The following is a 26,486-nucleotide window of genomic DNA, read 5'->3' on the forward strand; positions in this document are numbered from 1 at the left end:
CGACGCCGCCGCACCCACTCCGCCCCGTCCTTGGAGGACACGTGTCCGACCAGCATGCCTCCGTCCCGCTCGACAAGGCCGCGAGCTCCGCGACCACCGTCGAGCCCCACTCGGGCGGCGAGGTCGAGCACGACCCGCACGCCCACCTCGCGTCCTACCCCAAGCGCTGGGCCGCCCTGGCCGTCATCGCCATCGCGCAGCTCGTCATCGTGCTCGACACGTCGATCATGAACGTCGCGCTGCCGTCCGCGGCCGAGGATCTCGACATCTCGCCGGCCAACATCCAGTGGGCCGTCACGGCCTACACCCTGGCCTTCGGCGGCCTGCTCCTGCTCGGCGGGCGGATCGCCGACTACCTCGGCCGCAAGCGCACCTTCATCATCGGCCTCATCGGCTTCGCGGCCGCGTCCGGCCTCGGCGGCATGGCCATGAACGAGGGCTGGCTGTTCGGCTCGCGCGCCCTCCAGGGCGTGTTCGGCGCCCTCCTCGCCCCCGCGGCCCTCTCGCTCATCACCGTGATGTTCGTCGAGCCGCACGAGCGCGCCCGCGCGTTCGGCGTCTTCGGCGCGATCGCCGGCGGTGGCGCCGCGATCGGCCTCATCGCGGGCGGCGTGCTCACCGAGTACCTCGACTGGCGCTGGTGCCTCTACGTCAACGTGCCGATCGTGATCGTCACCGCGATCTTCGCCGCGCGGATCGTCCCCGAGTCGAAGGCGGCCGGTGACACGCGGCTCGACATCCCCGGAGCGATCCTCGCCACCGGCGGTCTCGTCGCCCTCGTCTACGGCTTCACCGAGGCCGCCAAGCAGACCACCGACGCGCAGGGCAACCCGACGACGGTCGGCTGGACCGACCCGCTCGTCCTCACGCTGTTCGCCGTCGCGGTCGTCGCACTCGTGCTCTTCGTCTACCTGCAGACGAGGGTCAAGAACCCGCTGCTCCCGCTGCGCATCGTGCTCGACCGCAACCGCGGCGGCTCGTACCTCGTGTTCCTGCTCGCCGGCGCCGGCATGTTCGCGATGTTCCTGTTCCTCACGCTGTACTTCCAGGACATCCTCGGCTGGGAGCCCCTCAAGACCGGCTTCGCGATGCTGCCGTTCAGCCTCGGCATCATCGCCATGGCGGGCGTCGTCTCGCGGCTCCTGCCGAAGCTCGGTCCGAAGCCGCTCATGATCCCGGGCCTCGCGTTCGCGACCATCGGCCTCCTGCTGCTGACCCGCACCAGCACCGAGGGCAGCTACTGGACGCAGGTGTTCCCCGGCATCCTCGTCATGAGCCTCGGCATGGCCGCGGTCTTCATCCCGGTGTCGTCGACGGCCCTCATCGGCGTCGGCGGGCACGACGCCGGCATCGCTTCCGCGGTGCTCAACACGTCGCAGCAGATCGGTGGTTCGCTGGGCCTCGCGCTGCTGAACACGGTCGCGATCTCCGCCGCGACCGACAAGATCGGCGACCTCGTCGCGGGCGGGGCGAACCCGAAGGACCCGATGACGGCAGCGACCGCCCAGGTGCACGGCTTCCACACCGCGTACGTGTGGGGCGCCGGGTTCTTCGCGATCGCGCTGCTCATCGCCGCGTTCGTCATCGTGGCACGCAGGGACTCGCTCCCCGCGGAGGGTGCCGTCGCAGCCTGACGGCAGCACCGCACCACCCCGCAACAACCACGCGACGGGCGTCGACCACCACGGTCGGCGCCCGTCGTGCGTCCCCTCCCGCGCGCGCCGGCCAGCCACGACCGTGGCCGGCCAGCCACGACCGACCCCATGTCAACCACGACCACCTTCGCGTCAACCACGACCAGCGCGAGACGGCTGCCGCCTGTGGTTACGTCCTGCCAGGTCGAGGCATCCCAGACCAGCGCCTCCGACGGTCGCGGCTGACCCGCAGGTGGTCGTGGCTGACAGGCCGACGGTCGTGGCTGACGCGCCGGTGGTCGTGGCTGACCCGAAGGTGCCGGGCCCGCCGTCGCACAGGTGGCTGACAGGTGCGCGACAGTGCCGGTCAAGTCCCGCTCCGTACGTTCCCCTCAGACATCATCGAGCGCCCCCTGCGCTCGCCGACCCCGAGGGAGATCATGGGCGCCCTGCTGCACCGGGCCTGGGACAGGCCACGCACCCGACTGCTCGTCGTAGGGACGGCCGGTGTGCTCGTCGTCGCCGTCGCGCTCGCCTGGTGGTTCGTCTGGCGGTCGCCCGACGCGGGCGCTGCGACCGCGACGTCCGTCACCCGGACCGCCGAGGTCAGCACCACGACCATCGAGAAGTCCGTGTCGGCGTCCGGGACGCTCACGCCGTCGGTCCAGGAGGACGTGTCCTTCGGGGCGTCCGGGACGGTCACCTCGGTGAAGGTCGCCGAGGGTGACACCGTCAAGAAGGGCCAGGTCCTCGGGACGATCGACACCCTCGAGCTCAAGGCCGACCTCCTGTCCGCGAAGGCGGACCTCGCGAGCGCGAAGTCCGACCTCGCGACCGCCGAGGACGAGAACGACGGGTCCGACTCCGCCGAGGCGCAGGTCAGCGCGAAGGAGGCGCAGGTCGACGTGGCACAGGCTGCGGTCGACACCGCCGAGGACGCGATGGACGACGCCACCCTCAAGGCACCGGCCGCCGGCCTGGTCACCGAGGTCAACGTGGCGAAGGGTGACGCGGTCACGGGGAGCTCGAGCGCGTCGGGCTCCGGCTCGTCCGGCTCCGGCTCGTCCGCCTCGACGTCGGGCGCCGGTGGTACCGGCAGCGGGGGCGGCTCCGGCTCGTCGTCGACCAGCACGTCGAGCTCGGCGCAGTTCGTCATCGTCGGGCAGTCGTCGTGGGAGGTCTCCGTGACGGTCGGCGAGGACGACATCGCGAACGTCAAGAAGGGCGAGCAGGTCGAGCTCACCGGCGACGACCTGTCCGACACGGTGTTCGGGACGGTGTCGAGCGTGGGTCTGCTGCCCAGCACGTCGTCCGGCTCGGTGTCCTACCCCGTCACGGTGCAGGTCACCGGCTCTCCGAAGGGTCTCTACGACGGCACGTCCGTGACGGCCGCGATCGTCTACGAGCGCCGCTCCGACGTCCTCGCGGTCCCGTCCGCGGCCGTGACGCGTGACGGCGACACCGCGACGGTCGACGTCGTCGACGACGAGGGCACGGTCACCCCGACCACGGTCACCGTCGGCGAGACGTCCGGCCAGATGGTCGAGATCACGAAGGGCCTCACCGAGGGTCAGACCGTGCAGTACACGCAGGTCGTGTCGACCGGCAACGGCGGGACCGGCACCGGCAACCGCCAGCAGGGCGAGCTCCCCGGCGGCGGCGAGGGCGGCTTCCCCGGTGGTGGCCAGGGTGGTTACGGCAACTTCCCGGGCGGCGGCGGGCAGCAGGGCGGCGGCAACTTCCAGGGCGGCGGTGGCCGCGGGTGACGACCACGACGACCACCACCGCACCCTGGGCCGCCTCGGACGCGGGCGCTCCCGCGACCTCGACCCCCGTCATCGAGCTCGCCGGCGGCCGCAAGACCTACCGCTCCGGCTCGATCGAGTTCGAGGCGCTGCGCGGCGTCGACCTGCGGATCGACCGCGGCGAGTACGTCGCGATCATGGGCCCGTCGGGCTCCGGCAAGTCGACGCTCATGAACGTCCTCGGCTGCCTCGACGTGCTCACCACGGGTGAGTACCGGCTCGCCGGGAACGACGTGGGCGAGCTCGACGAGATCGACCTCGCGACCCTCCGCAACGAGGAGATCGGCTTCGTGTTCCAGCAGTTCCACCTGCTGCCGTCGCTCTCCGCCTGGCGCAACGTCGAGCTGCCGCTCATGTACCGGGGGACGCAGCGCGCCGAGCGCAAGGAGCGGGCGAGCGCCGCGCTCGAGCGCGTCGGCCTGGGCGACCGGCTCGAGAACCGACCGGGCGAGCTGTCCGGCGGCCAGCAGCAGCGGGTCGCCGTGGCGCGCGCCCTCGTCGGGGAGCCGGCGCTCATCCTCGCGGACGAGCCCACCGGGAACCTCGACACGGTGTCCACCGAGGACGTCCTCGCGCTGTTCGACGAGCTGCACGCGCAGGGCCGCACGATCGTCCTCATCACGCACGAGCCCGAGGTCGCCGAGCGCGCCCGCCGCGTCGTGCGCGTCCGGGACGGCGTCATCCAGAGCGACGGCCCTGCGTCCGCGCTGCACGACGACCGCGGCTACCTGCACCACGACGAGAACGGGGGCGTCCGATGAGCTGGGGCGAGACCCTCTCCACCGGGTGGCACGCCATCCGCGCGCACTCGATGCGTTCCCTCCTGACGGTCCTCGGCATCCTCATCGGCATCGCCGCGGTGATCCTCACCGTCGGGCTCGGCCTCGGGACGCAGAAGGACGTCAGCGCGCAGATCAGCTCGCTCGGCTCGAACCTGCTCATCGTGACGCCGGGGTCGACGACGTCGTCCGCGGGCGTCCGCGGCGGGTTCGGGTCGTCGACGACGCTCACCGTGGCGGACTCCGAGGCGCTGGCCTCGCAGACAGCCGCACCGGACGTCGAGGCCGTCGCGCCCGAGAAGTCGGCGTCCGAGTCGCTCGAGAACGGCGACACGAACTGGACGACCACGGTCGTCGGGACCACCCCGTCGTGGACGGACGTGCGCTCGCGCACGCTCGCCCAGGGCCGGTTCCTCACCGCGGACGACGACACCGACCAGGCCACGAACATCGTGCTGGGGTCCGAGACGGCGACCGAGCTGTTCGGCAGCCCGTACGCCGTGGGCCGCACCGTCACGATCAACGACGTGTCGTTCACCGTCGTGGGCGTGCTCTCGTCGGCGGGCGCCAGCTCGTCGGACGACCTCGACGACACTGCGGTCGTACCGCTCGCCACCATGGCGAGCACGATCGTCGGCGGCACCAACCGCACGTCGGTCTCGACGATCTACGTCAAGGCCGTCGGCACCGACGAGATCTCGGCCGCCTACCAGGAGACGCAGAACCTGCTGCTGAACCTGCACGGCATCACGAACGCCGACAACGCCGACTTCACGGTCAGCTCGCAGGACGCCCTGGTGTCCACGGCGACGTCCGTCTACCGGACGCTGACGGTGCTGCTCACCGGCATCGCCGCCCTGTCGCTGCTCGTCGGCGGCATCGGCGTCATGAACATCATGCTCGTCTCCGTCACCGAGCGGACGCGGGAGATCGGTCTGCGCAAGGCGCTCGGCGCCCCGCCCACCGCGATCCGGCGACAGTTCCTCACCGAGGCGTCGATCCTCGGGCTCTCCGGCGGGATCGTCGGCGCGGGCCTCGGGATCCTCGCCGCGAAGGTCCTGCCCGACGTGCTCGACTCGTCGATCGTCGTCTCCATGCCGGCGGTGTTCGGGTCCATCGCGATCGCCCTGGCGATCGGCCTGGTGTTCGGCGTGTACCCCGCGGTCCGTGCCGCGCGCCTCGCCCCCATCGACGCCCTGCGCAGCGAGTGAGGCCGCCGTGGACCACCTCGAGCACCGCGCGGCCCGCCGGCCGCACCCGTCCTTGTCCTCCGTCCCCCTCCCCCACCGAGGAGACCCCATGAACCCGTCCAGCACCCCCGCGCGCACCCCCGTCAGCCGGTCGACGCGCCGCTCCGTCCGCGTCGCCGGCGCGGCGACCCTGTTCGTCGCCGCCCTGACCCTGGCCGCCTGCTCGTCGGGAGACGACAGCGCGTCCGGCCAGGCGGCGGCGAAGGGCCAGACTGGCGAGCAGAACGGCCAGCAGCAGGGTGGCCAGAACGGCGGGCAGGGCGGGGCGCAGCGCACCCCGGGCGTGTCCGGCGAGATCGCCGCGATCGACGGCTCGACCGCGCAGGTCCAGTCGACGAGCACGCAGACCGCGGTGAGCTGGACGTCGAAGACGACCGTGAGCCAGCGGGTGTCGGGATCGCTCTCCGACGTCACGGTGGGCAGCTGCGTCATGGTGACGTCGGACGCCTCGTCGTCGGGCTCGTCGGACGCGTCCGGCTCGTCGGACGACACGTCCACGCCCGTCACCGCGTCCGCGATCACGATCACGGCCGCGACCGACGGCGAGTGCACCACGGGCCGCGGCGTCGGCGGGGCCGGGTTCCCCGGCGGCGGCACCGGCGGTCAGCAGGGCGAGATGCCCCAGGGCGGACCGCAGGGCGAGGGTGGCCAGATGCCGATGCCCAGCGGCGCCGCGACCGGGCGCGCGGGCGGCGGGTTCGGCGGTTTCGGCGGCGGGCTCGTGTCCGGCAAGGTCACGAAGGTCTCCGGCTCGACCCTCACCGTCGACTCCGTGAGCTTCCAGCGTCCGACGGGCGACGCCACGCCGTCGGCGGGTTCGACGCCCAGCACGTCGACCACGCCGCGCACCGTGGCCGTGACCGGCTCGACCACGTACACGACCACCAAGACGGCCACGGCGTCCGCGATCAAGGTCGGCCTGTGCATGACGGCCCAGGGCACGGAGGACACGTCCGGCACCCTCGCCGCGACCCAGGTCACGCTCTCCACGAAGGGCGACGACGGCTGCTCGACCGGCTTCGGCGGGTTCGGCGGCGGCCGCGGGCAGAACGGTGGTCAGGGCGGGTCCGGCAACGGCGAGGGCGGCGGCACCGATGCCTGAGCAGAGCACCCCGCAGCAGGGGCCGCTGCTCACCGGGTTCGAGAACGAGCCGTCGTCCCCGGCGCACGTCCGCGCACCGCGACTCACTCCCCGTGAGCGCCGCCGGCGGGCGCGACGACGGCGTGTCCTCGTCGCCGGTGTGAGCGCGGCCGCGCTCGTCGCCGTGGGCGGCGTGGCCGTCGCCGTCACGCGCGACGGCGGCACCCACTACCGCACCGCCGACGTCACCACGGGCGACGTCGACCAGACGGTCCACACCGACGGGACGGTCGCGTCCGCTGCGCGGGACGACGCGTCGTTCCCCGTGGCGGGGACCGTCGCGTCCGTGAAGGTCGCCGTGGGCGACACCGTGAAGGCGGGCCAGGTGCTCGCGACCCTCGACACGGACGACCTCCAGGACGCGGTCGACGACGCCCAGGACACCCTCACGTCGGCCGAGCAGACCCTCGCCGACGACCTCGAGGCCCAGGCGAACGGCGAGACGGTGAGCGACTCGTCGGGCTCCGGGTCGGGCGGCGGCTCGGGGACCGGCGGCGCGGCGAACGCCGGGAGCACGACCTCCGGACGGGCCTCCACGCAGACGTCGGTGCAGACCGCCGCGTACGTGGTGCGGACGTCCGGCGGCAAGCCCACGGGCACCACGACGAGCTCGACCGACGACGTCGCCGCCGCGCAGAAGAAGGTCGCCTCCGCGCAGGAGGCCCTGCTGGCGCAGTACGAGATCGCGTCGAAGGCGCTGTCCACGAGCAGCGACGGCGTCACCGCGTCGCAGGCGACGTGCGCCGCCTTCCTGGCGGCGACCACCGCCGACACGGACGACGCTGACGACAGCACCGGCGGCGGCACCGGGACCGGGACCGGGAGCAGCACCGGCTCGGACGACGACTCCACCGTCGCGGACGCGCTGAAGGACTGCCAGGACGCCATCTCGGGCGTGCTGACGGACCAGACGACCGTCGACGCGGCGCAGCAGAAGCTGCTGTCGCTCGCGACGGCGCTGGACCAGGCCGTGGACGAGCTGGTGGCCGCGGTCGACGCCGAGCAGAACGCCGCGGGTTCCGGCAGCGGCTCGGGCGGTTCCGGCTCGGGTTCCGGCGCGGGCACCGACTCCGGCTCCGGCGCGGGCACCGACTCCGGCTCCGGCGCGGGCAAGGGGTCCGGCACGGGCAACGGCTCGGGCACGGGGTCGGGCGCGGGGTCAGGCACCGGCGGCGCCTCCGGTGGCGGCGCGGGCACCGGAGGTGGCGCCGGCAGCAGCGGCTTCTCCGGGTCGGGCGGTTCCGCCGGCTCGGGCGACAGCGGCTCCGGGAGCTCGACGGGATCGGGCTCGCACTCCGGCAGCGACTCGTCCGGGAGCACGTCGGGCGGCGCGGGGGGCGCGTCCGGCGGGGTGGCCGTGACGGCCGAGCGCATCCTGGCGGACCGGGCGGCGGTCGACGTCGCCCAGCAGGACGTCGACATCGCGACCGCCTCGGCGTCGCACTCGGAGCTGACCAGCCGCATCGCCGGCACGGTCGCCGAGGTCTCGATCGCGAAGGGCGACAGCGTGAGCGCGTCGTCGTCGAGCGAGGTCGTGACCGTCGTCGGCAAGACCGGCTACGTGGTCGACGCGACGGTGCCGCTGACGGAGGTCAAGCTGCTCACGACGGGTCAGGACGTCGCGGCGACGGTCACCGGCTCGAAGGACGCCCTCACAGGGACGGTCTCCCGGATCGGGATCACGAACCAGTCCGAGACGTCGACGCCGTCCTACGACGTGACCGTCACCCTGGACGACACGGACAGCACCCTGTTCGACGGTGCGTCCGCGCAGATGTCCGTCGCGGTCGCGTCCGCGAAGGGCGCGACGGTCGTCCCCACGTCCGCGATCACCACGTCGGGCACGAAGCACACGGTGCAGGTGCTCGACGGCGGGAAGGTGTCGACGGTCGACGTGCAGCTGGGTGCCGTGGGCACCGCGCTCACCGAGGTCACGTCGGGTGTGAAGGTCGGCCAGCAGGTCGTCCTCGCGGACCTCGACCAGGCGATCTCGTCCGACGACTCGACGGACAGCACGAGCGGCCTGTCGGGCATCGGCGGGTCCGGGGACTCGAACGGCGGCGGGTTCCAGGGCGGCGGCCCGGGCGGCTTCTCGGGAGGCGGGCCGGGCGGCGACCGCGGCTGACGCACGAGGACGGCGGGACTGCTCCCCATCCATCGTGGGCGCGCACCGACCCCTGGCATCCGGGCGTCGAGAGGCGCAAGATCGACAGATGAGCATCTTCGACCGGCGCCCGGCGCTGCGGTGGGCGGTTCCCGTCGCCGCGGCGGCCCTCGTGGGCGCCGTCGCGGTGGGCACGTCGACGGTCGCGAGCGCCGACGACCACCCCGACCTTCCGGCCGTGTCGGCGCAGGACCTCCTGGTGGACCTGGCAAGCCCGACGACGCCGTCGGTGCAGGGGACGGTCGAGGCGACGATGCGCCTCGGGCTCCCTGACCTGTCCGGCGTCCCGGGGTTGGGTGGGGGGCCGGTCGCGGGCGGGTCGTCGGCGTCGGTCCTCGCGGGGACGCACACGCTCCGGGTGTGGTCGGACGGGCCGGGACGGTCGCGGGTCGCGGTGCTCGGCGGCCAGTCGGAGACGGACGTGGTGCGCGACGGCACGGACGTGTGGCTGTGGGACAGCGCTGCGCGGTCGGCGACGCACGTCACGCTGCCCGCCGAGAGGGCGGGCGTCCCGTCCGCGACGGGCGGGGTCGGGCCGACACTCACGCCGGACGCCGCGGCGCGCGCCGCGCTCGGTGCCGTGGACCCCGGCACGGTCGTCGCGACGGACGACACCGCGCGGGTCGCGGGTCGTCCCGCGTACACGCTGACGCTCACGCCGAAGCCGTCGGAGCGCACGCTCGTGCGGGAGGTCGCGGTCGACGTCGACGCCGCGACGCACGTGCCGCTGCGCGTGCGCGTGTGGTCGGTCGAGCAGTCGAAGCCGGCCGTGGACGTCGGGTTCACGGACGTGTCGTTCGCGACCCCGCCGGCGAGCACGTTCGACTTCACCCCGCCTGCGGGTGCCACCGTGAAGACCGTCCCGCTGCGGGCCGGCGCCGGGGCGAAGGGTTCGACGCGCGACGCCCAGGACCCGACGGTCGTGGGCGACGGCTGGGACGCCGTCGCTGTGGGCACGCTCGACGACGACCAGCTCGCTGCGCTGACCGGCGACGGCTCGACGACGGAGGTCCTCGACCAGCTTCCGACGGCATCGGGCGCGTGGGGGTCGGGGCACGTGCTGCGGGGCACGTTGTTCTCGGCGGTGCTCACCGACGACGGGCGGGTCGCCGTGGGTGCGGTCCCGGTCGACGTCCTGACGGGCGCGCTCGCGTCGGCCCCGCAGGGCTGACGGGGTGAGCGAACGGGACGGCGAGGATCTCGCCGTCGCGACGAGCGGGCTGACGAAGCGCTTCGGCGCGCAGGCCGCGGTCGACGGGATCGACCTCGCGGTGCCGCGGGGAGGGGTGTACGGGTTCCTGGGGCCGAACGGGTCGGGCAAGACGACGACGATCCGCATGCTGCTGGGCCTGGTGCGGCCGAGCGCGGGCACGGTGACGCTGCTCGGCGGCCCGATGCCGGACGCTCTGACGACGGTGCTGCCGCGCGTGGGCGCGCTCGTCGAGGGGCCGGCGTTTCACCCGTACCTGTCAGGGCGGGCGAACCTCGTCCGGCTCGACGTCGCGGACCGCACCGCCGACCCGCGGACGTCCGCCCACCGCGTCGACGCCGCCCTGGAGCGCGTTGACCTGCTCCACGCGGCGGCCAAGCGGTACCGCGCCTACTCGCTCGGGATGCGGCAGCGGCTCGGCATCGCGGCGGCGCTCCTGCGCGACCGCGAGCTCCTCGTGCTCGACGAGCCGACGAACGGGCTCGACCCGCAGGGCACACGCGAGGTCCGTGCCCTGATCGGGGCCCTGCACGCCGAGGGCGTCACCGTGCTCGTGTCGAGCCACCTGCTGTCCGAGATCGAGCAGGTGTGCACGCACCTCGGCGTGATGCGTGCGGGCCGGCTCGTCGCGCAGGGTGCGGTCGCGGACGTGCGCGGTGCGTCCCGTCCGGTCGCCGAGGTGACGACGCCGGACCCCGCGGCGGCCGCAGCGGTGCTCGTCCGGCTCGGGCTCGCGGACGTGACGGCGGACGGCGGCACGTCGGCCCGCGGGGTGCTCGACGGGCACGCCACGGAGGACGTCGTGGCCGCGCTCGTGCGCGCGGGGGTGCCGGTGCGCGGGTTCGTCGTGCACCGGCCGAGCCTCGAGGACCGGTTCATCGAGCTCACGGGCGGAGGCTACGGTGCGGACGCCTGACGACACGACGGACGACGCGACTGCCGACACGACCGCCGACAGCGTGCCCCATCGCGTCCCCGAGAGCATCGCCGAGACGGTCCGCGGCGCCACGTGGCGCCTGCTGCGCTCGGAGCTGCGGCTGGTCCTGAGCCGCCGCCGCAACCAGGCCGGGCTCGCGGTGCTCGCCGTCGTGCCCGTCGTCATCGCGATCGCGGTCAAGGTCGCCGGCGGCGGCGCGTCGGACGGGTCGGGCTCGACGACCGACAGCTTCGTCGGGTCGGTCGCGGGGAACGGGTTCTTCGTGGCGCTCGCCGCGCTGAGCGTCGAGATCGGGCTGTTCCTGCCGCTCGCGGTCGCGGCCCTGTCGGGCGACGCGATCGCCGGCGAGGCGAACGTCGGGACGCTGCGCGGGCTGCTCGTCGTGCCCGTGCCACGAACACGCCTGCTCGCCGTGAAGTACGCGGCCGTGGTGCTGGGGGCGCTGCTCGCGGTCGCCCTCGTCGCGGTCGTCGGGCTCGTCGCCGGCGCCGCGCTGTTCGGGCTCCACCCCGTCACGACCCTCTCCGGCACGACGCTCGGGCTGGGTGCCGCCCTGTGGCGGCTGCTGCTCGTGGGCCTGTACGTCGGGGCGTTCCTCGCCGCGCTCGGCGCACTCGGGCTCTTCGTCTCGACGCTCACCGAGCAACCCATGGGCGCCACCATCGCCGTCGTGCTCGTCAGCACCCTGATGTGGATCCTCGACTCGATCAGCCAGCTCCACGCGATCCACCCGTGGCTCCTCGTCGACAAGCAGCTCGCGTTCGCCGACCTGCTGCGCGACCCCGTGTACACGGCGGATCTGCGGCTCGGGCTGCTCACCGACCTCGCGTACGGGGTCGTGTTCGTGACGGCGGCGTGGGCACGGTTCGGCTCGCGCGACGTGACGAGCTGACCGGCTGCACGAACGGGCCCCCCACCGGGCGTGGACCCGGACGCCTCGCTACTTTTGTCCGATGCCGACGACCACAGCCCGCCGCACGCAGGGCACCGCCGACGCCGTCCAGGACAGCACCGCCCTCCGGGGCGCAGCACGGGTCGGCTTCGCGGCCGCCGGGCTGGTCCACATCCTCATCGGGGTGGTCGCGCTCCGGGTCGCGTTCGGCGGCTCCGGCGAGGCCGACCAGGGCGGTGCGCTCGAGGAGCTCGCGAAGGCACCGGGCGGTGAGGCGATGCTGTGGGTCGTCGCGGTCGCCGTGTGGTGCCTCGCCCTGTTCCTCGTGATCAGCGCGATCGTGCTCCGCGGCACCGACAGCAAGAAGGTGTGGGCCCGGCGCGCCAAGTACGTCGGCACGGCGGTCGCGTACGTCGCCGTCGGGTTCACGGCGTTCGAGGTCGCGATCGGCTCGGGCGCCGACAGCTCGAAGCAGACCGAGACGTGGTCGGCCAGGCTGCTTGCCGCCACCGGCGGCCGGACGCTCCTCGTGATCGTGGGTCTCGCCGTCGTCGCCGTGGGCGTCTACTTCGTCGTCAAGGGCGTCCGGCAGAAGTTCCGTGAGGACATCACGCTTCCGTCCTCGCCCGCCGTGGACAAGGCCGTGGTCGTGACCGCGACCACCGGATACGTCGCCAAGGGTGTCGCGATCGTGATCGTCGGCGTCCTGTTCGTCGTCGCCGCGCTGACGCGCGACGCCGACAAGGCGTCCGGGCTCGACGGCGCGCTCAAGGCGCTCACGGACCTGCCGTTCGGTGTCGTGCTGCTCGTCGTCGTCGCGATCGGGCTGATCACCTACGGCGTCTACTTCTTCTTCCGCGCCCGGTACGCGCGCCTCGGCGCCCGCTGACCGGCCGCTCGCCGACGGGCCGCGCGCCGGCCCGTCAGGACGGGTTGACCCCGAAGGCTCGCGCGAGCGTGTCGATCTTCTGCGCACGGCCGAGGCGAGGCAGGTCGCTGCCGTCACGGATCACGCGACCACGCGCCTCGAACTCGTCGAGGAAGTCCCGGGCCCACGCGACGTCGGACGGCGTGGGGCTGATGACCTCGTTGATCACAGGCAGCTGGTCGACGTCGAGCACGAGCTTTCCGGTCAGGCCGAGCGAGACCGTGACCGCCGCCTGCTCGCGCAGGACGGGGTGGTTGCTGCTCACCGTCGGCCCGTCGATCGGGCCAGGCAGCCCACCGATACGGCTCGCGACGACGAGCCGCGAACGCGGGTACGCCATCGCGAGGTCGTCGGCGCTCGTGCCGGTGTCGCGGCGGTAGTCGCCGCTGCCGAAGGCGAGCCGGAACGCCCCCCGTGCGCGCGCGATCGAGACGGCCTCCTCGATCCCGAGCGCGGACTCCACGAGAGCGAGGACGGGAGTGTGCCCGCCCAGGCGGTCGAACGTCTCCGTGACGTCCTGCGCGGCCTCCGTCTTGGCGAGCATCACGCCCGCGAGCCCGGGCAGGCCGGCGAGCCGGTCCACGTCGTCGGACCAGAAGGACGTCGACCGGTCGTTGATGCGCACCCAGGTGTCGTGGTCACCGTGCTCGAGCCACGACGCGACCTCTTCGCGCGCCTCCGGCTTGGTGCTCGGGTCGACGGCGTCCTCGATGTCGAGCACCACCTGGTCGGCCCGCGACGCCGCAGCCGGGGCGTACAGCTCGGTCCGCGACGCGTTCACGAGGAGCCACGACCGGGCGATCTCCGGCGCGACCTTGCGCGGTGCGCGCGTCCCCGTGGTGCTGTCGGGCTGCGTCCCGGTCGTCATCGACTGCCTCTTCCCGTTCCGGATCTGGGTGCTCCCCCACCCTAGCCGCGGCGCCCGGGTCGTCCGTCCGACGAACCGGCTCGCCCGCGTGCCCGTCGGAGCCGGCCGGGCTAGCGTCGGACCATGAGCACAGCATCGGGTCGTGACGTGGAGCGGGACCAGCTCCGGGACCAGCTCGAGGTCATCCGGGACGCGGGATGGACCGCCGACGAGGTGAAGGCGGGCAGCCTGCACCTCGCCGAGTGGGGCGGTGCGCTCGAGCTCGACCGTGCCCAGCCCGGGGACCGCACCTACGCGGACCTGGCGCGCGAGGCGGGCCTCGAGCCCTGACGGGCCCGGGCGCCTGACGGGTCGGCCGCGCGGGCCCGAGCTACGCCGCGACGCGCAGCGCCATCCGGCGGGCGGTCGCGAGGACCTGCGCGGAGTGACCCTCCCCGCACGCCAGGTCGTCGGCCTCGAGCAGGGCCGCGAACGCGCGGACGAGCTCGACGTTGCGGTCCGCGACCGGCACCTCGTCGGGCGACGCGTGGCGTGGCGCGTGGTGGTGCTCGACGAGCGCGGGCACGCGCGCGTGCAGCTCCGTCCACGTGTGGGGGCTGAGCACCTCGAGACCCTCGGGCAGGAGGCGTTCCCGGCTCCCCCCGAGCGCGCGGGCGACCGTCGCGACGAGCAGGTCGTGGAACGTGTCGTCGGAGCGGCCCGCCACGACGAAGCACAGGTCGCCGTCGCGTCCCTCGCGCACGGCCTCGACGGCCGCGACCACGTCGAGGATCGCGTCGGCCTGGTCGGCCCGTCGCACGTCGTCCGTCGTCGTCATTCCGCCACCCCCTGGCGTGTACCGGTCTGTGGTCCTATCCACACCCACGGAACGCGCCCTCGCAGCGCGAGAGCGGGTGAAATTTCTCCCCGCTCTTGACTTCCCTGCTCAGGGGGCTGCGGCCGACGAGGGCTGGACGTGACGGCTCCCCGTGTTCGAACATATGTTCTATGGAGGGCCGTCCGCAGGGTGCCGACGCGCGCGATGACGTGCGCCGCGCCACCGTCCTGCACGCCGACCTCGACGCGTTCTACGCGTCGGTCGAGCAGCGGGACGCGCCGTGGCTGCGCGGCCGCCCCGTCGCAGTCGGCGGCGGTGTGGTGCTCGCGTGCTCGTACGAGGCGAAGCGACGTGGCGTGCGCACCGCGATGGGACTGCGCGAGGCCCGCTCCCTGTGCCCCGGGCTCGTGGTGGTGCCCCCGCGGTTCGACGCGTACAGCGCAGCCAGCAAGGCCGTGTTCGAGGTGTTCCGGCGCACCACCCCGCGCGTGCAGGGCGTGTCCATCGACGAGGCGTTCCTCGACGTCGCGGGGCTCCGGCACATCGACGTCGCGCCCGTCGACATCGCCGCCCGCGTCCGCGCCCTGGTCCGCGTGGAGGTCGGCCTGACCCTCACGGTCGGCGTCGCCCGCACCCCCTTCCTGGCGAAGGTCGCGAGCCGCGTCGCCAAGCCGGACGGCCTGCTGGTCGTCGAGCCCGACGCCGAGGACGCGTTCCTCCACCCGCTCCCCGTCGAGCAGCTCTGGGGCGTCGGAGCGGTCACGGCGGCCCGACTCCACGCCCACGGGCTCCGGACGGCCGGCGACGTCGCGGCCCTGCCCGCGGGCGCCCTCCGCGCGATCCTCGGGCCTGCAGCGGGGCGCCACCTGCACGAGGTCGTCCACGGGCTGACGTCCGCACGCGTCGAGACGGGACGCCGCCGGTCGTCCGTGGGCGCCCAACGCGCACTGGGGCGCGGTCCGCACGCGCCCGAGGCGGTGCGGGCCGCGCTGCTCGGGCTCGTGGACCGGGTGTGCCGACGCCTGCGCGACGGCGACCGGACCGCACGGACGGTCGTGCTGCGCCTCCGCTTCGCCGACTACACGCGGGCCACGCGCTCCCACTCGCTGCCGCACGCGACGGACGTCGGAACGCACCTCGGCGGTGCTGCGCTCGTGCTGCTCTCCGAGGCCGAGCCTCTCGTGCGCGAGCGCGGGCTCACGCTCGTCGGGGTGGCGCTGACCAACCTCGGCTCCGCGGCGGTCGTCCAGCCGCAGCTCGACCTCGGGCTGCTCGGACCGGCCGGTCCGGTCCCGGTGGCCGCCGGCGCCCGCGCCCGGTGCGAGCGCGCCGACCTGGACGCCGCGGTGGACGCTGTCGCGGAACGGTTCGGCGCGTCGGCGGTCGGCCGGGCGAGCCTGCTGCGCCGCGGGGCGGGGCTCGCCGTCCCGCTCCTGCCGGACACGCCCGACGGCGGCACGGCGGACGACCCCTGAGGACCACGACCGATCCGCGAGATCACGCGGTGGGCGCCGCCTGCACGAAGGACCGGACCCACGACGGGACGCCGTGCCGCAACGACACGTCCCGCCAGTAGCGCGACACGGCCACGGGCTCCCGGCGCTGCGGGTCGATCAGGCCCACCTGCGCGACGCGCACGGGCATCCCGTCGACCGTCGTCGACCGGACGACGTCCGCCGCCTCGCCGTCGCACGCCGAGTCCGGCACGACCCGACCCACGCACAGCGCGTACAGGACGTCGGTGTGCTGGACCCAGACCTCGAACCGGTCCTCGTCGGCCGCGACGACGGTGAAGTACTCCAGGTCGGGTGGACGCTGCGTCGGCAGGACCGTCGCGGCCGCTCTGCCGGCGGCGACGATGAGGGACGCGTTGTCGGAGTTCGCCTCGGCTTGCGCCGGCCCGGCGTCGTCACGCACCCACGGGCCCCGGACTGCGCCGAAGATGCCGGCGCACAGGATCGCGAGGACGACCGCCACCATGCTGACGAAGACCCGCTTCTTCACGCCCGACCCTCCGTCGGTGTCCGATTCGTCGGAGAGCGTACCGTGCGCGGCTGACCGGTCCGGGGTCCTCGGGGATGCGACCCCGACGATTCATCTGTTCGTCGTCCTCGAGATCGTCACGTCCTGAGCCACCCCGACGCAGGGGTCCGCACCGGGGCAGGGCGCATACCCTCGTGACGTGGTGCACGAAGAAGCGCGGGACATGCCGTCCTCGCTGTGGCGACGGCGGATCGCGACCGCCCTGCGGCGTCCCTGACCACTGGATCCCGGAGACGACGCTCGGGATCCTCTTCGTGTTCTCTCTCGCGTTCCTGCCCTTGGTCCTGCCGATGGGGCCCGCGGCCCTGGCCACGACCACAGGCACCGAGCTCCGCGCGGACGGTGCTGGGCTGCGCGACGCGCGTCACCGGTGGGTCGCCGTCGCCTCGTCCGACGCCTGGGAGCCCCGGCCGGAGCGGCCGCGCCCGGGTTCGCCGCGCCGCCTCGGCGCCTTCTGACCGCCGCGCCGCCCATCATCTCGGCGTGCCCGCGCCTCTCCGTGTCGGGCGTGCCCCCTACGCTCCGAGGATGAGCGGCCCAGAGCGTCCGACCGAGCCCGATCCCCTCGTCCTGCCCGACGCCGCGAGCTGGCGCGCCTGGCTGGACGAGAACGAGGCGTCGTCCGACGGTGTGTGGCTCCGGATCGCCAAGAAGGGGACGACGTCGCCGGCGACGCTCACCATCGCCGAGGCGCTCGACGAGGCGCTGTGCAGCGGATGGATCGACGGACAGCGCAAGGGACTGGACGCCACGACCTACCTCCAGCGGTACACGCCGCGCCGGGCCCGGTCGCTGTGGTCCGCGCGGAACGTCGAGCTCGTTGGCCGCCTCACCGACGAGGGCCGGATGCGGCCTCGCGGCCAGGCCGAGATCGACCGGGCGAAGGCCGACGGACGCTGGGACCGCGCGTATGCCGGCGCCCGGACCATCGAGATCCCGGACGACCTCGCCCAGGCCCTCGCCGCGTCGCCTGCCGCCCTGGACACGTTCGGGCGTCTCAACGGGCAGAACCGGTACGCGGTGCTCCACCGCATCATCACCGCTCCCAGCCCGACGAGCCGCGCGAACCGCCTCGCGCGTCTCGTGGCGATGCTGGAGCGCGGCGAGACGCCCCACCCGCAGTGATCACCGGGATACCTTGGGCGGTCGCCAGGTGAGCCGACCGGACCGAGCGCTGGGCAACGATCCGCGGCGGCCGTTCGTCGACCTCATCGAGAGCGCGTGCGCAGAGGGCGCCCGCGGCCTATGCGGCCTCGACGAGAGAAGGGTGGACGGATGCGCCGATGGGAGGGGGAGCTGAGCGATCTGGTCCACAGACGCTCAGGTGCCTTGGTGGGCTACGCGTTCCTGCTGTGCGAGGACCGGAGAGAAGCCGAGGACCTCGTGCAGGAGGCTCTCTACAAGGTCTTCGCGCGGGGGCGACGGCCCGGACTACGGGCTCCGCGCACCGATCCGACGGGCGCCACGCTCCCGGTGGACACCGGTCCGGCGCACTTCCTGGAGGCCTACGTCCGCACGACGATCCTCAATCTCTACCTCGACGGGTACCGACGTCGTCAGCGTTTCGCCGGCTTCGAGCACCGCCTCGTGACACCCGACTGCACCCGGGGCCCGGAGTCCGGCGCGACCGCCCGAGCGGACGTCGTCGCAGCACTCTCGCGGCTGACGCCGCGGCAGCGGGCCTGCGTGGTCCTGCGCTTCTTCGAGGACCAGACCGTGCCGCAGGTGGCGGCCACCCTGGGGATCGCGCAGGGAACGGTCAAGCGCCGACTGTTCGAGGCCCTCGACGTCCTGCGTGACGCCCTGGGTGACCTCACCGGCCCGCAGAAGACCACAGCGGGCGTCGCAGACAGCGCGCCCCAGGACGACAAGGAGGTGGCGTGATGCCCCAGTCCGGCCCTGAGAACCTCGATGCCGAGGTCCCCGACTCCGCGGCGCTTCGCGCGGTCCTGGCCTCGCGGGCGCGTTCTGCGGAGGAGGACGGTGCCTGGATGCTCGACGGCGTGGCACGCCGCGTCCGTCGTCGTCGGACGGCCCGCGCGGTGACGACGGGTATGAGCGCGTGCGTGCTCGTCGGTGCTGTCGTCGCGGGAGTCTCGTCCGCGTCGTCCTGGCGTTCGCCCGTCGTCCCTCCGGCGACGCAGACCGCGACGCCGACGTCGTCGCCGACCGCCGCTGTCACCCCGGCGCCCTCGGCCACGTCGACGGAACGGCCCACGTCCACGTCAGCACCGACCCGGACGTCCTCCGACCCGACCACGACCAGAGCCACCGCGAAGGCCACGTGGGACGGGTCGTGCGGGACGAAGCCCGAGGCGTATCTCCTCGACCACGCGTCGACCGACTGGGGCCTGCGTGTGACGGGGCCGGTGCACCGCGCACCGTCCGGGACGACGGAGCTCCCGGTGTCCGTCACGGACGTCTCCGAGGGCGGCGGCAGCCATGTGGTGTCGAGCCCCGCGCTGGTCTGGATCCAGGACGGCACGGTCGTCAGCGAGTCAGCGGGGGTCGACGCGCCGCCCGACACGTTCGAGCTGTCGCCCGGCGGCACCTACCCGAGCGCCGCGCGCTTCTCGGCCCCGTCGGCGTGCGGCAGCCTCCCGGGTGCCGAGAGGCTGCTCCCCGCAGGGACCTACCAGGTGCGGGCCGAGGTTCTCGCCGGACCCACGGCGACCTCGCAGGCCACCGTGGTGTCGGACGCAGTCACCGTCCGGATCGCCGACGACGGGACGGTCGTGTCGGACGTCTCGACCGCTGGTGAGCCGGCGTGGCTCGCCGGGTCCGGGCTGACCTGCGGGATGTCGTGGGACGACGCCGTCCACGTGCACACCGCCGATCCCCGGATCCTGGCGACGACGGTCGACGCCGGGGACCTGCTGGCCCGCACGTCGGGCGCGCGCGTCCAGGTCGCCGTGCATCTCGGCCACGGCGTCTCTGCGGCGGACGTCCGGTCGGTCGGCATCGCCTGGGTCGAGAACGGTCGCGTCGTGTCGTGGGGTCGGCAGCCCACGAGCGTTCACAGCACGGCCCGGGCCTCGACGGTCACCGTGACCGGGCGGCTCACGGAGGCCGACTCGTGCCGGCTCCCCACCCTCGCGGGCGTCTCGGCAGAGGACGACGGCCGCCAGCCCGGCCTCGGCTACGAAAAGCTGTACGACACCTCCGGGTACCGGGTCGCGCCCTACCTCGAGGTGGCGCGGGACGGAGGAGGCACCCTGTGGGTCGCCGGGTCCTCCGTCACGGTCTCGGAGCGTTTCGTCGGCGACACGGACATGGTCTTGCTCGCAGGCGGCTGACAGACAGCCCCTGGGCCGCCCTCGCGGTGCGCGTCGTCACCCGGCGCGCACCGCGAGAGCTCGGCGGCTACTTGACCTCGGACCGCAGGATCCGCCACGTCCCGAGGACGCCCGGCAGCACGACCCACACCAGGAACCCGGTGGCCATGTGCGCCCACTCGGCGCCGGTGACCGGCCCGGAGTCGAACAGCACGCTGCTCGACTGGTTGAGGTCGAACCACACGAGAGCGTCCTGGGCGCCGGTCCAGATACCGCCGACGAGGCTGAGCAGCGTCGGCACCAGGAAGTACGCGACGATCGCGAGCGCCGAGTTCAGCAGCGCCGCGCCGAACGCGAGACCCCACACGACCCCGAGGACGAACGCGAGCAGCACCCGCGCGAGGACGGCGACGGTGACGTCGTCCCACGGCGCGTGGGCACCGCCGACGGCGGCGAGGATCGCGGCCGGGATCGCCGCCACGACGATCGCGCCGAGCGCGAACAGCAGCGCGGCGACGACCTTCGCGGTGAGCACCCGACCCCGGTGCGGCGTCAGCGTGAACGTCACGAGCGCGGTCCGCTGACCCCATTCGGAGCAGATCAGCAGGATGCCCAGCACGGGGAGCGCGAACGCGAGCGGGACGAACGCGATCCCGAGCAGGGTCATGAACGTCCTGTCGTCCTGGTCGCCCCAGATGAAGAGGCCCGCCATGACGAGGACCGCGACCGCGGCGACCGTGATGAGGAGCCACTTGCCGGACCGGGTGTCGCGCATCTTGCGCAGCTCGACGCGAACCAGCCGGGTCAGCGGGACGGAAGGGGTGCCGCTCACGTCGAGGACGTCGGCGGCGGGACGGGCGGCCGGGCTGCCGGGGGCAGCGGGCAGGAGGGTGGTCATGCTGCAGCTCCTTCAGAGTTCACGGACTCGCGGGCGTCGGACGCGGTGAGCTGGAGGAACATCTCCTCCAGGCCGGCACCCTCCGCGGGCCGCAGCTCGACGAGGACGACCCCCGCCGCCGCAGCCGCGCGGCCGATCTCGATCGGGTCGACCTCGGTGCGCAGGCCACCGTCGCCCGACGCGGTCGCGGTGATGCCGGCGTCGGCGAGCACCTTGGCGAGCAGCTGGGGGTCCTCCCCGCGGACGAACGTGCCGGCCGTCTGCAGCAGCTCCTGCTTGCTGCCCTGCGCGACGATCTTCCCGCGGCCGATGAGCACCATGTCGTCGGCGATCATCTCGACCTCGTGCAGCAGGTGCGACGACAGCAGCACGGTGCCGCCGTCGGCGGCGAACTGGCGCAGCAGGCCGCGCATCCAGTGGATGCCCGCGGGGTCGAGCCCGTTGGCGGGCTCGTCCAGGATCAGCACGGACGGCTTGCCGATGAGGGCGTTCGCGATGCCGAGTCGCTGGCGCATGCCGAGCGAGTAGTTCTTGACGCGCCGCTTGGCCTCCGTGGGGGTCAGTCCCACCGTCTCGAGCATCTCGTCGACGCTGGAGCCGGGCAGCCCCATGGTCATCGCGGTGAGCGCGAGGACCTCGCGCCCGGTGCGGCCCGCGTGCTGCGCGGACGCGTCGAGCAGGACGCCCACGTGGCGGCCCGGGTTGGGGATGTCGGCGTACGCGTGGCCGCCGATGGTCGCGACACCGTGGTCGGGGAGCGTGAGCCCCGCCATGATGCGCATGCTGGTCGACTTGCCGGCGCCGTTCGGCCCGAGGAAGCCGGTCACGCGGCCGGAGCGCGCGACGAACGAGACGTCGTCGACGGCGGTGAAGCCTCCGTACCTCTTGCTCACGTTCTCGAAGGTGATCATGCGTCCAGCCTCGTCGAGCGGAGCGTCCCGCACATCGGGCCGCGGGATCGACCCGACCGATACCAAAGTCGGGTCTGGTCCGAGACCTGGGGCCGCTGCCGCCGCGCGGCAGCGCTCCTAGAGTGTGGAGGTGCCCGTCCGCCCAGACCCGTTCGCCCCGCCGCTCACACGGTGGGGCACGACGTGGCGGCTCACCCTGTGCCTGCTCCTGTCGGTCCTGACGTGGTCCCAGGTCGCCGACGCCGAGGCGACGCACCGGCCGGTGGTCTTCTGGGCGGACCTCGTTCTCGGTGCCGCGTCGTTCGTCGTGGTGCTCCGTCGACGACAGCACCCGTTCACGATCGCGTTGGTGCTCGCCTGCTTCGGGACGCTGTCCGAGGTGTCCAGCGGGCCCGCGGCCCTCGCGCTCGTCTCGCTGGCGACACGCCGCGAGCTCCCTCGGCTCGTCGTCGTCGGGGCTGCCGGCGTCGCCGCCGGGACGGCGTTCGACGCGCTCGTGCCGCACGCCGACGAGTCGTCATGGTGGCTGAACATGGTCTTCTCGGTCATCGTGACGGCTGCCCTGGTCGTGTGGGGCATGTACATCGGGTCGCGTCGCGAGCTGCTGTGGTCGTTGCGCGACCGGGCGGACCAGGCCGAGCAGCAGCAGGAGCTGCGCGTCGAGCGCGCCCGAGACCTCGAGCGCGAGCGGATCGCCCGCGAGATGCACGACGTCCTCGCGCACCGCATCAGCCTCATCAGCATGCACGCCGGGGCGCTCGCGTACCGGACCGACCTGCCGCCCGAGCAGGTGCGGGAGACCGCCGCCCTGGTGTCGGAGAAGGCGCACGAGGCGCTGGCCGAGCTGCGTGAGGTCCTCGGGGTGCTGCGCGAGACGGAGCCGACCCGCCCCCAGCCCACGCTGGTGGACGTGCAGGAGCTCGTCGACGAGGCGGCCGTGGCGGGCGCGCGCGTCCGCCTGGAGGTCGACGTCGCGGATCCTGCCGCCGTGCCCGACCGGACCGGGCGCACCGCGTACCGCGTGGTGCAGGAGGCGCTCACCAACGCCCGCAAGCACGCCCCCGGGTCGCCGGTCACCGTGACGGTGAGCGGGGACCCGGGCGCCTGGCTGCACCTGGTCGTGCGCAACGGCCGCAACGGCCTCGCGAACCCGAGCGAGCGGACCGGTGCGGGACTCGGGCTCGTCGGCATGAGGGAGCGTGTCCAGCTCGCGGGCGGGCGGCTCGAAGTACGGGCCGACCCGGGGCTCTTCGCCCTGGAAGCATGGCTGCCCTGGCAGGCGGGCCAGGCCGACCCGGCCGGTCGTGAGCCACGGACGACACCGGGAGGTCAGCGATGAGCGGGCGCACGGACGACGCTTCGATCCGCGTCGTGCTGGTCGACGACGACCCGCTGGTGCGCAGCGGCCTCGCCCTGATCCTCGGCGGAGCGCCAGACCTCGACATCGTGGGCCAGGCCGGCGACGGGCGTGCCGCGCTGTCGCTGGTCGAGGACCTGCGTCCCGACGTCGTGCTCATGGACATCCGGATGCCCGTCATGGACGGGATCGAGGCGACGGCGCGGCTCCGGTCGGTCGCGGCGCCGCCACGGGTGGTGGTGCTGACGACGTTCGGTGCGGACGACCACGTCGTCCGGGCCCTGTCCGCCGGGGCCGCAGGATTCCTGCTCAAGGACACCCCGCCCGCCGACATCGTGCACGCCGTCCGGCGCGTGGCCTCCGGGGAGCCGATGCTGTCTCCCGCGGTGCTCACGACGCTGATCGCACAGGTGACCCAGCAGGCCCCGGACCGTTCGGCGGACGCCCGCGAGCGCCTCGCGCTCCTGACGGACCGCGAGCGTGAGATCGCCGACGCGGTGTCGCGCGGGCTCAGCAACGCACAGATCGCCGCCGAGCTGTACCTCAGCGTGCCGACCGTCAAGGCCCACGTGGGGCACGTGTTCGCCAAGCTGGGCGTCGACAACCGGGTGCAGGTCGCCCTCTGCGTGCGCGACGCGCGAGACGCCTGACCCCGGCCCCGCCCGCCCCGCCCGCCGTCCGACGCCCGCCGTCCGCCGCCCGCCGTCCGACGCCCGCCGTCCGACGCCCGCCGAGCGGGCGGTTATCCACCCTCTGCCGCGGTTTCGGGTGGATAGCCTCCCGTTCAGCGTGGGCTAACCGCCCGCTCGCCGGGGCGGACAGGACGAGCGGGCGGACGGGTCACGGGAACGCGGTCTCAGTTCTCCGGGTCGGCGCTGTAGAGCGAGTCGAGCAGCCACATCGCATGATCGGCGTTCGACGCGATCACCAGCTCGAGGGGATCGGTCCCGTTGGTCACGTCGCAGAGGTACGCCCGTCCGTCGGGACCGAGTGCGCACCCGAGGCTCTTCGTGTACGGCGCCCGACCGCCATACGTACCGAACATGTCGGACAACCCCGCCCCCGGAGCCCCGAGAACATCGATCGCGAGGTCGACGTCAGCACCCTGGGTCGCCTGGAGGAAGTCCTGTACGACACCCTCGACGCCCGTGGGCACTCCGCCGCCAGCTGGGACGGCCATGGGGTCACCCTCGTCGTCCGCGACGGGAGGCTCCGGCGCGTCCCCGGCGTCGGCGCTCGTGTCGGTGCTCGCGGCCGGCGCGGGGGCCGGCGCCTGCGGCTCCTCGGCGACGTCGGCGTCGTCGTCCGCGTCCGACGCGCCGTCGGCCCCACCTGCGGAGCCCTGCGTGGCAGCGCCACCGTCGATCCACTTCGCGTCGCAGTCGTTCGCCGCGGCCTCCCGATCGACGATCGCAGGATCCGCCTCCGCGTACTTGCACGCGGAGTATGCGGGCTGGTCGTCGAACTCCACCTGACAGACCGTGCGAGCCGCCTCAGCACCCCATCCGTCGTAGTGGTACGCCACGCAGTTGTGCATCAGTGTCTTGGCGTCCGGCCCACGGGAACAGCCCACGAGCGCCGAGCTCACAAGAGCCGTCACCGCAACGAGCCCGAGTGCGCGTCGAACGATCACCGCATTCCTCTCCTGCATGACGCCGTCGGCCTGCAGCACGGCGTCGATCTCACCTGCCGACGTGCCAGGAGCTCTCTCTGTCTCCCAAGAAGGGGGCGATCAATGAGCTCGAGATCGCCTTTGCCGGCTGCGGCACCGTCGACGCCGGTTGGTTCGTGATCAACGACGCGACCACCGTCGCGCCACTGCACGACTCGTCGACCTGCGCCGCCGGACCTGCCGACTGGGAGCACGTGGCGCCCTACCTCGTCGACTACACCCAGGGCACGTCTCTCATCGAAGCTGACGGGACGCTGACCACGAGCGCCCCGGCCGGCGCTGCCACCTGGGAACCCGTTCGCATCGACGGCAAGTACTACCCCGCCAACGCGTAACGCACCCCCTACACGATCGACGGCGGCTACCACTGGTGGATCGAGGCAACCAAGTAGCCTCCATGGGTCCTCGTCTGTGCCGCTCCGGAGACCAATTCCGCTCCCTTCTGGACGACTCGTGGAACCGGTCCTTCAGGCGGTGTAACCTCCGGCTCACCGTCACGCGTCAGCGGTGTTTACAAAGACGTCCGAGGAGACTAGATGAGATCACGCAGTTTTGCTCGCATGGCCACCCTGACGGCATTGATGACGATCGCGGGCGGTGGAGCATGGGCGTCCACGGCGATGGGTAATGCAACAGGTGACCAGCTTTCCGTCGACGCCGGGGTCGACGCCACAACCGACCCTGTGGACTCGCTCACCCAGCAGGCCCTCGCCGTCCAAGACACCCTGGATCCCCAGACGACCGGTCCGCTCTGGGTCGATCGCAGCGAAGGCACCGTCAAGGTTGGTGCGACCGCCAAGACTTCAGTCAAGACCCAGTCGCGCCTGGCCGACGCAGCAGCCACTGCTGCCGGGTCTGGTACCGCAGAGGACTCACTCGAGGTGGTGTCCGTAAAGTACACGCAAGCTCAACTCGACCAGTTCTTCGCAACACTGCTCGCCGGAAGCAAGTCGTTCGATGACGCTGGCCTCACCCTCGGGCGAATCGGCCAGCGGCCCTCGGCTGACGCCGTCGCAATTGAACTCGTGGGTGACGGCGACTCTCGGGACACAGCAACCAAAGTCGTCACAGACCTCGGCGTTCCCGCGGACGCCGTCGTGGTCGAGAACGGCTCCAAGGAATCTTCAGTCAACTTCTCGCGGGCGGACGATTCAGCTCCGTACAGCAGTAGCATGAATCTCACTCGCAAGGTCACGGTCAATGGCCAGGTCACAGAAGCCGCGGACTGTAGCGCCGGGCCGGGCGTCGTAATTGCCGGACGCTCTTACATCGTGACTGCCGGCCACTGCTGGGAGCTTGGCCAGTACATCTCCACCGGTCGCTCGGTAGTGCTCCCCGACACGCCAACGACCACACAGAAAATCGGCGCGGTCGCGAAGCGGAGCTGGATGGAGGACTACGGCGTCGATGCCGAGCTTATTGCTCTCGATTCATCGCTCGGAACCGGACGCGCAATGTATACAACGTGGTCCGACAAGGTTTCGATGTCGGCAACAATCAAGTCCCCCATTGCCGGAACCGAAGTATGCGCCAACGGCGCTTTCACCGGCGCTCGATGCTCGATGACCGTCAACGGCGACTACGTCAACTACTGCAAGGCGCAAGCGACCCAGAGTGGGCCAATGAGGTTCCCCTGCGGCCTGTTCGACAGTTACCGAGGCGAGGGGCAGGGGGCCGGTGAGGGCGACAGCGGTGGTCCCATCTACTTCGCGGCCAGCCCCCGCCAGTACGTCGGCATCATCACAAGCAACACGGGCCGAGGTTCTGCGCCTACGAGGTGCGACACTTTCGCCGACCTGAAGTACTCCACCGTTGACCAACCGTACAGGGCTTGCTCGAACGATGTGACTGGCACGACGCTCACTTCCATCCTCACCAACTTCTCCGCGTCGCTCGGCGCCTGAT

Annotated in this window: 26 protein-coding genes; 20 read left to right on the top strand and 6 right to left on the bottom strand. The window is 72.8% G+C overall.

Annotated features, from left to right (window positions below; all coding sequences use genetic code 11):
• Window positions 1–41: 41 nt before the first annotated feature.
• The 10 genes from CLV34_RS12970 (at window position 42) to CLV34_RS13015 (ending at window position 12,701) form a co-directional block, all read left to right on the top strand.
• Window positions 42–1,634 (top strand): MFS transporter, encoded by a 1,593-nt coding sequence (locus CLV34_RS12970; protein WP_245859215.1) that lies wholly within the window; start codon window positions 42–44, stop codon window positions 1,632–1,634.
• A gap of 440 nt (window positions 1,635–2,074) precedes the next feature.
• Window positions 2,075–3,400 carry an efflux RND transporter periplasmic adaptor subunit gene (locus tag CLV34_RS12975; protein WP_100350724.1) on the top strand — a complete coding sequence of 442 codons (1,326 nt, stop codon included), beginning with the start codon at window positions 2,075–2,077 and terminating at the stop codon, window positions 3,398–3,400.
• Window positions 3,397–4,200, top strand: coding sequence for an ABC transporter ATP-binding protein (locus CLV34_RS12980; protein ID WP_100350725.1), 804 nt, complete (start codon window positions 3,397–3,399; stop codon window positions 4,198–4,200). Before CLV34_RS12975 ends, CLV34_RS12980 begins: the two co-directional genes overlap by 4 nt.
• Window positions 4,197–5,429, top strand: coding sequence for an ABC transporter permease (locus CLV34_RS12985; protein WP_100350726.1), 1,233 nt, complete (start codon window positions 4,197–4,199; stop codon window positions 5,427–5,429). The genes CLV34_RS12980 and CLV34_RS12985 overlap by 4 nt, the downstream gene beginning before the upstream one ends.
• 88 nt (window positions 5,430–5,517) lie before the next feature.
• Entirely contained in the window at window positions 5,518–6,570 is a 1,053-nt protein-coding gene (locus CLV34_RS12990; protein ID WP_100350727.1) for a hypothetical protein, read from the top strand.
• A complete protein-coding gene (locus tag CLV34_RS12995; protein WP_100350728.1) occupies window positions 6,563–8,734 on the top strand; it encodes an efflux RND transporter periplasmic adaptor subunit in 2,172 nt (723 codons plus the stop codon). The genes CLV34_RS12990 and CLV34_RS12995 overlap by 8 nt, the downstream gene beginning before the upstream one ends.
• An 88-nt stretch (window positions 8,735–8,822) precedes the next feature.
• Window positions 8,823–9,944 (top strand): LolA family protein, encoded by a 1,122-nt coding sequence (locus CLV34_RS13000; RefSeq protein WP_100350729.1) that lies wholly within the window; start codon window positions 8,823–8,825, stop codon window positions 9,942–9,944.
• 4 nt (window positions 9,945–9,948) lie between these two features.
• Window positions 9,949–10,899, top strand: a complete 951-nt coding sequence (locus CLV34_RS13005) for an ABC transporter ATP-binding protein (protein WP_100350730.1) — start codon at window positions 9,949–9,951, stop codon at window positions 10,897–10,899.
• The gene (locus CLV34_RS13010; RefSeq protein ID WP_211289451.1) at window positions 10,886–11,812 is read left to right on the top strand and encodes an ABC transporter permease; all 927 of its coding nucleotides are present in this window, start codon (window positions 10,886–10,888) and stop codon (window positions 11,810–11,812) included. Before CLV34_RS13005 ends, CLV34_RS13010 begins: the two co-directional genes overlap by 14 nt.
• A 61-nt stretch (window positions 11,813–11,873) precedes the next feature.
• On the top strand, window positions 11,874–12,701 hold the full coding sequence (locus CLV34_RS13015) for a DUF1206 domain-containing protein (RefSeq protein ID WP_100350731.1): 828 nt from the start codon (window positions 11,874–11,876) through the stop codon (window positions 12,699–12,701).
• A gap of 34 nt (window positions 12,702–12,735) precedes the next feature.
• On the opposite strand, the gene CLV34_RS13020 is transcribed toward CLV34_RS13015, so the two are convergent.
• A complete protein-coding gene (locus CLV34_RS13020) occupies window positions 12,736–13,608 on the bottom strand; it encodes an HpcH/HpaI aldolase/citrate lyase family protein (RefSeq protein WP_100350732.1) in 873 nt (290 codons plus the stop codon).
• Window positions 13,609–13,731: 123 nt separating this feature from the next.
• On the opposite strand from CLV34_RS13020, the gene CLV34_RS13025 reads away from it, so the two are divergent.
• The gene (locus CLV34_RS13025) at window positions 13,732–13,938 is read left to right on the top strand and encodes a hypothetical protein (RefSeq protein WP_157803842.1); all 207 of its coding nucleotides are present in this window, start codon (window positions 13,732–13,734) and stop codon (window positions 13,936–13,938) included.
• A gap of 40 nt (window positions 13,939–13,978) precedes the next feature.
• Here CLV34_RS13025 and CLV34_RS13030 read toward each other — a convergent pair whose 3' ends face one another.
• Window positions 13,979–14,425 carry a hypothetical protein gene (locus tag CLV34_RS13030; RefSeq protein ID WP_100350734.1) on the bottom strand — a complete coding sequence of 149 codons (447 nt, stop codon included), beginning with the start codon at window positions 14,423–14,425 and terminating at the stop codon, window positions 13,979–13,981.
• A 170-nt stretch (window positions 14,426–14,595) separates the two neighbouring features.
• On the opposite strand from CLV34_RS13030, the gene dinB reads away from it, so the two are divergent.
• The gene (dinB, locus tag CLV34_RS13035) at window positions 14,596–15,900 is read left to right on the top strand and encodes a DNA polymerase IV (protein ID WP_100350735.1); all 1,305 of its coding nucleotides are present in this window, start codon (window positions 14,596–14,598) and stop codon (window positions 15,898–15,900) included.
• A gap of 22 nt (window positions 15,901–15,922) precedes the next feature.
• Here dinB and CLV34_RS13040 read toward each other — a convergent pair whose 3' ends face one another.
• Entirely contained in the window at window positions 15,923–16,429 is a 507-nt protein-coding gene (locus tag CLV34_RS13040; RefSeq protein ID WP_157803843.1) for a hypothetical protein, read from the bottom strand.
• A gap of 293 nt (window positions 16,430–16,722) precedes the next feature.
• Between CLV34_RS13040 and CLV34_RS13045 the strand changes: the two genes are divergently transcribed.
• The 4 genes from CLV34_RS13045 to CLV34_RS13060 all read left to right on the top strand — a co-directional run bounded on the left by CLV34_RS13045 (window position 16,723) and on the right by CLV34_RS13060 (window position 19,764).
• Window positions 16,723–16,926: a hypothetical protein gene (locus CLV34_RS13045; RefSeq protein ID WP_100350737.1), complete on the top strand. Its 204-nt coding sequence runs from the start codon at window positions 16,723–16,725 to the stop codon at window positions 16,924–16,926.
• Window positions 16,927–16,996: 70 nt separating this feature from the next.
• Window positions 16,997–17,593 (top strand): YdeI/OmpD-associated family protein, encoded by a 597-nt coding sequence (locus CLV34_RS13050; protein WP_100350738.1) that lies wholly within the window; start codon window positions 16,997–16,999, stop codon window positions 17,591–17,593.
• 150 nt (window positions 17,594–17,743) lie between these two features.
• Entirely contained in the window at window positions 17,744–18,352 is a 609-nt protein-coding gene (locus tag CLV34_RS13055; RefSeq protein WP_100350739.1) for an RNA polymerase sigma factor, read from the top strand.
• A complete protein-coding gene (locus CLV34_RS13060) occupies window positions 18,352–19,764 on the top strand; it encodes a hypothetical protein (protein ID WP_100350740.1) in 1,413 nt (470 codons plus the stop codon). The genes CLV34_RS13055 and CLV34_RS13060 overlap by 1 nt, the downstream gene beginning before the upstream one ends.
• 67 nt (window positions 19,765–19,831) lie before the next feature.
• Here CLV34_RS13060 and CLV34_RS13065 read toward each other — a convergent pair whose 3' ends face one another.
• The gene (locus CLV34_RS13065; protein WP_100350741.1) at window positions 19,832–20,641 is read right to left on the bottom strand and encodes an ABC transporter permease; all 810 of its coding nucleotides are present in this window, start codon (window positions 20,639–20,641) and stop codon (window positions 19,832–19,834) included.
• Complete coding sequence (locus CLV34_RS13070; protein ID WP_100350742.1) at window positions 20,638–21,552, bottom strand: ABC transporter ATP-binding protein; 915 nt, start codon at window positions 21,550–21,552, stop codon at window positions 20,638–20,640. Before CLV34_RS13070 ends, CLV34_RS13065 begins: the two co-directional genes overlap by 4 nt.
• A gap of 130 nt (window positions 21,553–21,682) precedes the next feature.
• On the opposite strand from CLV34_RS13070, the gene CLV34_RS13075 reads away from it, so the two are divergent.
• The gene (locus tag CLV34_RS13075) at window positions 21,683–22,891 is read left to right on the top strand and encodes a sensor histidine kinase (protein ID WP_211289452.1); all 1,209 of its coding nucleotides are present in this window, start codon (window positions 21,683–21,685) and stop codon (window positions 22,889–22,891) included.
• Window positions 22,888–23,559, top strand: a complete 672-nt coding sequence (locus CLV34_RS13080; protein ID WP_100350744.1) for a response regulator — start codon at window positions 22,888–22,890, stop codon at window positions 23,557–23,559. The genes CLV34_RS13075 and CLV34_RS13080 overlap by 4 nt, the downstream gene beginning before the upstream one ends.
• A gap of 206 nt (window positions 23,560–23,765) precedes the next feature.
• On the opposite strand, the gene CLV34_RS13085 is transcribed toward CLV34_RS13080, so the two are convergent.
• Window positions 23,766–24,581 (bottom strand): hypothetical protein, encoded by an 816-nt coding sequence (locus CLV34_RS13085; RefSeq protein WP_157803844.1) that lies wholly within the window; start codon window positions 24,579–24,581, stop codon window positions 23,766–23,768.
• A 116-nt stretch (window positions 24,582–24,697) separates the two neighbouring features.
• Between CLV34_RS13085 and CLV34_RS13090 the strand changes: the two genes are divergently transcribed.
• On the top strand, window positions 24,698–24,916 hold the full coding sequence (locus tag CLV34_RS13090) for a hypothetical protein (protein WP_100350746.1): 219 nt from the start codon (window positions 24,698–24,700) through the stop codon (window positions 24,914–24,916).
• Between the two features lie 225 nt (window positions 24,917–25,141).
• Window positions 25,142–26,485 (top strand): trypsin-like serine protease, encoded by a 1,344-nt coding sequence (locus CLV34_RS13095; RefSeq protein WP_100350747.1) that lies wholly within the window; start codon window positions 25,142–25,144, stop codon window positions 26,483–26,485.
• The last annotated feature ends 1 nt before the right edge of the window (window position 26,486 follow it).

Source organism: Luteimicrobium subarcticum, assembly GCF_002798015.1.
In the GTDB taxonomy this organism is placed as follows: domain Bacteria; phylum Actinomycetota; class Actinomycetes; order Actinomycetales; family Cellulomonadaceae; genus Luteimicrobium; species Luteimicrobium subarcticum.

What these genes read in the sequence shown, in the direction of transcription:
- CLV34_RS12975 (WP_100350724.1), top strand. Translation starts at nt 2,075, where the DNA reads ATGGGCGCCCTGCTGCACCGGGCCTGGGACAGGCCACGCACCCGACTG.
- CLV34_RS12985 (WP_100350726.1), top strand. Translation starts at nt 4,197, where the DNA reads ATGAGCTGGGGCGAGACCCTCTCCACCGGGTGGCACGCCATCCGCGCG.
- CLV34_RS12990 (WP_100350727.1), top strand. Translation starts at nt 5,518, where the DNA reads ATGAACCCGTCCAGCACCCCCGCGCGCACCCCCGTCAGCCGGTCGACG.
- CLV34_RS12995 (WP_100350728.1), top strand. Translation starts at nt 6,563, where the DNA reads ATGCCTGAGCAGAGCACCCCGCAGCAGGGGCCGCTGCTCACCGGGTTC.
- CLV34_RS13000 (WP_100350729.1), top strand. Translation starts at nt 8,823, where the DNA reads ATGAGCATCTTCGACCGGCGCCCGGCGCTGCGGTGGGCGGTTCCCGTC.
- CLV34_RS13015 (WP_100350731.1), top strand. Translation starts at nt 11,874, where the DNA reads ATGCCGACGACCACAGCCCGCCGCACGCAGGGCACCGCCGACGCCGTC.
- CLV34_RS13020 (WP_100350732.1), bottom strand. Translation starts at nt 13,608, where the DNA reads ATGACGACCGGGACGCAGCCCGACAGCACCACGGGGACGCGCGCACCG.
- CLV34_RS13025 (WP_157803842.1), top strand. Translation starts at nt 13,732, where the DNA reads ATGAGCACAGCATCGGGTCGTGACGTGGAGCGGGACCAGCTCCGGGAC.
- CLV34_RS13030 (WP_100350734.1), bottom strand. Translation starts at nt 14,425, where the DNA reads ATGACGACGACGGACGACGTGCGACGGGCCGACCAGGCCGACGCGATC.
- dinB (WP_100350735.1), top strand. Translation starts at nt 14,596, where the DNA reads ATGGAGGGCCGTCCGCAGGGTGCCGACGCGCGCGATGACGTGCGCCGC.
- CLV34_RS13050 (WP_100350738.1), top strand. Translation starts at nt 16,997, where the DNA reads ATGAGCGGCCCAGAGCGTCCGACCGAGCCCGATCCCCTCGTCCTGCCC.
- CLV34_RS13055 (WP_100350739.1), top strand. Translation starts at nt 17,744, where the DNA reads ATGCGCCGATGGGAGGGGGAGCTGAGCGATCTGGTCCACAGACGCTCA.
- CLV34_RS13060 (WP_100350740.1), top strand. Translation starts at nt 18,352, where the DNA reads ATGCCCCAGTCCGGCCCTGAGAACCTCGATGCCGAGGTCCCCGACTCC.
- CLV34_RS13065 (WP_100350741.1), bottom strand. Translation starts at nt 20,641, where the DNA reads ATGACCACCCTCCTGCCCGCTGCCCCCGGCAGCCCGGCCGCCCGTCCC.
- CLV34_RS13070 (WP_100350742.1), bottom strand. Translation starts at nt 21,552, where the DNA reads ATGATCACCTTCGAGAACGTGAGCAAGAGGTACGGAGGCTTCACCGCC.
- CLV34_RS13080 (WP_100350744.1), top strand. Translation starts at nt 22,888, where the DNA reads ATGAGCGGGCGCACGGACGACGCTTCGATCCGCGTCGTGCTGGTCGAC.
- CLV34_RS13095 (WP_100350747.1), top strand. Translation starts at nt 25,142, where the DNA reads ATGGCCACCCTGACGGCATTGATGACGATCGCGGGCGGTGGAGCATGG.